Origin of the sequence: Endozoicomonas sp. YOMI1 (assembly GCF_024606345.1) — a bacterium.
Lineage (GTDB): Bacteria > Pseudomonadota > Gammaproteobacteria > Pseudomonadales > Endozoicomonadaceae > Endozoicomonas.
Map to the genome: position 1 here is coordinate 1 of NZ_JAHHPM010000303.1, position 5,821 is coordinate 5,821.

Sequence of the window (5,821 nt, forward strand, 5' to 3'; positions counted from 1 at the left end):
ATGGCGGTGAGGGAGGGATTCGAACCCTCGATACGGCTACAAACCGTATACTCCCTTAGCAGGGGAGCGCCTTCAGCCTCTCGGCCACCTCACCGGGAACGAGAGCTATGTTACCCTGAGAACCTTGAAAAGCAAGTCTTTTTTTAACCAATTCAGCCATCCCCCCTAGCATTGTAGCGGGTAGAGAAATTACTATTTCAGAACGCAAAGGACCAATTGCCATCGACATCACATCCCAGAAGTTCGATTGTTATAAAGCCACTGGAAAAGACGACTACTGCCAGACATTGCACGTTGACAGGGTGGCATTTTCATTGTGCAGAGAAGTTTCGTCGATGGCTGCCTGAGAATAGACATCTCTATACGGCAACCAGAAATATTCGATTCAATTTAGTCAAATACTGATACAAAAACGCCTGACAATCTGTCAGGCATTTTGAGAATGTCTACAGGGATTAACAAAGTTCCATTAATCAAATCAGAGATACAAACTAGAGTTTAATAGTTATCAGTAAGATTCGTAAGATTCAGACTCGTATCCGGATTCATAACCCTCACCATCTTCATAAGAGCGACCAGCCCCGCCTTTCTTGTGCTCTTTTTCTTTTTGAATTCTCTGGTAAATTTCTTCCCGGTGAACTGCAACCTCTTTTGGTGCGTTAACACCGATACGAACCTGGTTGCCCTTTACACCCAGAACAGTGACAGTGACCTCGTCCCCTACCATCAGGGTCTCTCCTACGCGGCGAGTCAGAATCAGCATTTCAATCTCCTTATTTACATCTCTGTTAAGTCAACAACCGTCAATTCTGAGCACGCTGGTGCATTGGTTAGAAGCTGATGAAATCAACCAAAATAATCGCGTGAAATTACACGACACCAACCCCGGTACAGACATTATCTCACCTTAAAATTGCCTGTCCTTTAAACTGCTTTAGTACTCAGTTCAAAGTATTGAAGTATATGCCAGCTCAACCGTTCATGCTTAAGAATTATTCAGCAAACCCAGTCTAGTCACCAAGTTCAAGATTTCCATTCGTATTTCTACCTGACGGAATGGTTTGCGGGCTTGATAACTCTACACTCTTTACTTTTTGCACTTTTTGCACTTTTTGCACTTTTTGCACTTTCCACTCTTGCTACATCAGGTGGATTTTGGACAGAAGAGGCCCCTCACGAGGCTAACGGTTTTAGTTATATTGACAATTTAGACCCCATTATCTTCCGTTGGTTCCCTGCCCAGCTCAAAAGCTGAGTGGAGCGCCCGAACAGCAAGTTCCAGATATTTCTCTGCAATGATAACGGAAACCTTGATTTCGGACGTTGAGATGATCTGAATATTAATCCCTTCAGCCGCCAGCGCTTCAAACATCTTGGTGGCTACCCCCGCATGGGAGCGCATGCCAACGCCAACAATCGAAACCTTGGCGATTTTCATATCACCATGGTATTCACGGGCTTCGAGCTCTGCAACAATCCGCTCAACCACCACTTTTGCCCGCTCATAATCATTACGATGAACGGTGAAGGTGAAATCGGTGGTTTTGTCCTCAGCCGTATTCTGGACAATCATATCCACTTCAATATTGGCACGGCTGACCGGACCAAGAATCCGCGATGCCACACCGGGAATATCGGGTACGCCCTTAATCGTCAGCTTGGCTTCATCTCGGTTGAATGCGATGCCGGAAACTACCGGTGACTCCATGGCGATACCCTCATCCAGTGTAATCAGTGTTCCAGGGCCATCCTGGAAGGTATGCAGAACTCTCAGGTTAACATTGTATTTGCCAGCAAACTCAACGGCCCTGATCTGCAGGACCTTGGAGCCCAGACTGGCCATTTCCAGCATTTCTTCAAAGGTGATCTTATCCAGACGACAGGCACCCTCAACCACTCGCGGGTCGGTGGTGTAAACCCCATCGACATCCGTGTATATCTGGCATTCATCAGCCTTCAGGGCGGCAGCCAGTGCTACCGCCGTGGTATCCGAACCTCCCCGGCCCAGAGTGGTGATATTATCTGCTTCGTCACGCCCCTGGAAACCGGCAACCACGACCACACGCCCCAGCTCCAGGTCCCTGACGATACGTTCGGTATCAATTCGCTTGATGCGGGCCTTGGTATGGACACTGTCAGTAACAATGGCTACCTGGCTACCGGTATAGGACGTCGCAGGACAGCCCCGCTCATTCAGAGCCATACTCAAAAGACCGATGGTCACCTGCTCGCCCGTCGAGAGGATAACATCCATCTCCCGTGGCGTCGGCTGTGACTGCATGGATCGGGCAAGCTCCACCAGTCGGTTGGTTTCACCACTCATGGCGGAAACCACAACGACCACGTCGTGCCCCTGTTCGCGGAACCCTTTGACCTTATCAGCAACACCCTGAATGCGTTCAGTGGTACCTACTGAGGTGCCGCCAAATTTCTGTACTATTAGCGCCATCTTGTTCGTTCTACTTCAATCAGCCATGACCTGTGGCCAAGCTTCCCTGTACCAGCTCCCTGCTCAACGCCCCATCAAGGTTTACAGAATATAGACACTCAGGCAGGAGCCAGACAGCACAAGCTGCCATCTCTATCATTCAGTATTCAGTGGATGGCAGAATGTACCATGAATCATCCCGCGGGTGTATGCCTCGGAGCAATAAAAAGCGGGCTGAACCACAGGGAAAAGCCCGTTTTTACAACTTTGTCAGAATAGCTAACCACCCTGACAAAACCGCTTACAACTGCGCTTCCAGCCATCCTTTAATAGACGACAGCGCTTTTCCCAGGTGTTCAGGCTGAGAACCACCACCCTGGGCAAAATCAGGACGACCACCGCCTTTGCCACCCAGCTGCTCAGCCACCATCTTCAGCAGATCACCCGCCTTGACGCGTCCGGTCAGATCTTTGGTTACACCGGCAGCCAGAGGCACCTTGCCATCCGCTTTGGTGGCCAGGAAAACGATGCCAGAGCCCAGCTTGTTCTTCAGCTGGTCAACCATATCGCGCAGTGATTTGGGGTCAACCCCCTCAAGCTCGGTGGCCAGTAGTTTAACGCCATTCACCTCTACCGCCTGAGACATCAGGTCAGAACTGCCAGCGCTGGCCAGCTTCTGCTTCAGCTGCTGCAGCTCTTTCTCCAGACTCTTGCTCTGGGCAACCAGCGCCTGCAATTTGGCTTCGAGATTGTCCGGTTTGGTTTTTAGCACACGACAAGCGTTGCTCAACTCGGCAAAGCGCGTCTGCACAAAAGCTTCAGCGCCAGACCCCGTCACCGCTTCAATACGGCGCACACCGGCGGCAATGCCACTTTCAGCAACAATTCGGAACGCTCCAATATCACCGGTGCGACTGGCGTGGATACCACCACACAGCTCGATAGAGAAGTTGTCGGTACCCATGGTCAGTACCCGCACCTGATCATCGTACTTTTCACCAAACAGTGCCATGGCTCCCCTGGCCCTGGCTGCGTCCATATCCATCAGCTCAGTCTGCACCGGGGTGTTGGCACGAATCTGTTCATTCACCAGCTTTTCAATGGTCTTTAGCTCTTCCGGCTTAACCGCTTCCAGGTGGGAGAAGTCAAAGCGCAGCCGCTCCGGGTCAACCAGCGAGCCCTTCTGGGTTACATGATCACCCAGAACCAGTCTCAGAGCCGCATGCAGCAGGTGAGTTGCTGAATGATTCAGTGAGGTAGCATGACGCTTTTCAGCATCAACATCGGCGGATACTTCATCGCCAGACTTCAGTTCACCGGATACTACTTCCACAATATGAAGGTGGTGAACACCCTGCTTCCGGGTATCCACAACACGGACAGAACCAGTCGCAAAATTCAGCAGGCCGGTATCTCCCACCTGACCACCGGACTCTGCATAGAATGGCGTCTGTTCCAGAACAACCGTCGCCTGCAGGCCTTCACCGATCTGTTCTACCTGTTCACCACCGACGAACAGGGAGTGAACCCGAGCCTGACCTGCCGTATTCTCGTAGCCGGTAAAGGCGGTTGCGCCTTCAATCACCAGCTGGTCGCTGTAATCAACACCAAACTTACTGGATGCACGGGCACGCTCACGTTGAGCCTCCAGTGCTTGTTCAAAACCCTCAATATCGACTTTCAGCTCACGCTCACGGGCAATGTCTTCCGTCAGGTCAACCGGGAAACCGTAGGTATCATACAGCGTGAACAGTGTTTCACCGGAAATCACATCCCCCTGCGCACTCTTCTTCAGAACAGCAATACTCTCTTCCAACAGTTTCATCCCTTTATCCAGGGTACGGGTAAACTGTTCCTCTTCCTGCAGCAGAACCCGCTCGATTTGCGCCCGGCTCTTCGCCAGATCCGGATAAGCGTCGCCTATCACCTTCACCAGTGAACCCACCAGCTTATAAAAGAAGGATTCCTTGGCCCCCAGCTTGTGCCCATGGCGGCAGGCACGACGGATAATACGGCGCAGAGTGTAGCCCCGGCCTTCATTGGACGGCATAACGCCATCGCTGATCAGGAAACTGCAGGAACGGATATGGTCAGCAATAACCCGCAGGGATGCTTCTGTTGTGGCAACGCCCCCCAGAATTTCAGAAGCATCGTTCAGCAGTGACTGGAACAGGTCAATCTCGTAGTTGCTGTTGACATGCTGCATCACCGCGGCAATACGCTCCAAACCCATACCGGTGTCAACCGATGGTCTGGGCAGTAGTTGCATTTCACCGTCGGCCTGACGGTTGTACTGCATGAATACGATATTCCAGATTTCAATAAAACGGTCACCGTCTTCTTCTGGCGTACCCGGGCGGCCACCCCGGATATGGTCACCATGATCATAGAAAATTTCGGTACAGGGACCACAGGGGCCAGTATCGCCCATCTGCCAGAAGTTATCGGAAGCGTAAGGAGCTCCCTTGTTGTCGCCAATGCGGATTATATCGTCTGCGGCAAGACCAATGTCGTTTAACCAGAGGTTGTAGGCTTCATCGTCAGAGGCATAAACGGTGACGCAAAGACGCTCTTTAGGCAGCTTCAGCTTGCCGGTCAGAAAGTTCCAGGCAAAATGGATCGCTTCTTTCTTGAAGTAATCACCAAAGCTGAAATTACCCAGCATTTCAAAGAAGGTGTGGTGACGAGCAGTATAACCGACGTTGTCCAGGTCATTGTGCTTGCCCCCGGCACGTACACACTTCTGGGAAGTGGTGGCACGTTTGTAGCCACGTTGCTCACGCCCCAGAAAAGTGTCTTTAAACTGGTTCATCCCGGCATTGGTAAACAGCAGGGTTGGGTCGTCATGGGGTACCAGAGAGCCACTGGCAACCACTTCATGACCGTTTTCCCTGAAGTATTCAAGAAAAGCAGAACGTATTTCGTCAGTCTTCATATACAGTTCCCACTGGGGGAGTTATCTCTTAACAGCCATGAACGGAAAAGGCCGCTCACTCCCAAACACGAAAATGGCGGCTAAATCACAATGAGCAGCCTTTTCATAGTAAATTTACGCAAAACGGGCATTATATAGGAACGACGGGAAAAAATGATCACTTCTCCCCATCATTAACAGGCTTTTTACCGGGCTTTTTTCACTGACTGCCTATTGAGCGCCAGATCGGTACTGCTCAAGCGTGCGCAGAGAGCGCGGATCCTCCCTTCGCTGGCCTTTGCGTGCCCATAAATAGCGGTGGCAATAGGCATGAACCAGGGCCTCCATCAGCTGGCGATTGGTATTTTCATCCAGCTCTCCAAGCGCTCTTGCCGCCACTTCAGCGGTACACAGGTGCTGCCCCGTTACTATGCAAGGCACAACGAAGGGAGCATAGCCGTAGCTATGTGACCGGAGTT

The 5,821-nt window shown here is 51.2% G+C and carries 3 protein-coding genes, 1 tRNA gene and 1 pseudogene; all 5 read right to left on the reverse strand.

The window, feature by feature from the left end; translation table 11 throughout:
• Position 1 precedes the first annotated feature (1 nt).
• Positions 2 to 94 (reverse strand) — tRNA-Ser (locus tag KDK15_RS10705).
• A 504-nt stretch (positions 95 to 598) separates the two neighbouring features.
• Positions 599 to 763: pseudogene (csrA, locus tag KDK15_RS10710) on the reverse strand (carbon storage regulator CsrA); the annotation flags it as partial.
• Between the two features lie 444 nt (positions 764 to 1,207).
• Positions 1,208 to 2,449, reverse strand: coding sequence for an aspartate kinase (locus KDK15_RS10715; protein WP_257295350.1), 1,242 nt, complete (start codon positions 2,447 to 2,449; stop codon positions 1,208 to 1,210).
• A 280-nt stretch (positions 2,450 to 2,729) separates the two neighbouring features.
• On the reverse strand, positions 2,730 to 5,363 hold the full coding sequence (gene alaS / locus KDK15_RS10720) for an alanine--tRNA ligase (protein ID WP_373691364.1): 2,634 nt from the start codon (positions 5,361 to 5,363) through the stop codon (positions 2,730 to 2,732).
• A gap of 210 nt (positions 5,364 to 5,573) precedes the next feature.
• On the reverse strand, positions 5,574 to 5,821 hold a 248-nt coding region (locus tag KDK15_RS10725), incomplete at its 5' end, for a DTW domain-containing protein (RefSeq protein ID WP_257295351.1).

What these genes read in the sequence shown, in the direction of transcription:
- KDK15_RS10715 (WP_257295350.1), bottom strand. Translation starts at nt 2,449, where the DNA reads ATGGCGCTAATAGTACAGAAATTTGGCGGCACCTCAGTAGGTACCACT.
- alaS (WP_373691364.1), bottom strand. Translation starts at nt 5,363, where the DNA reads ATGAAGACTGACGAAATACGTTCTGCTTTTCTTGAATACTTCAGGGAA.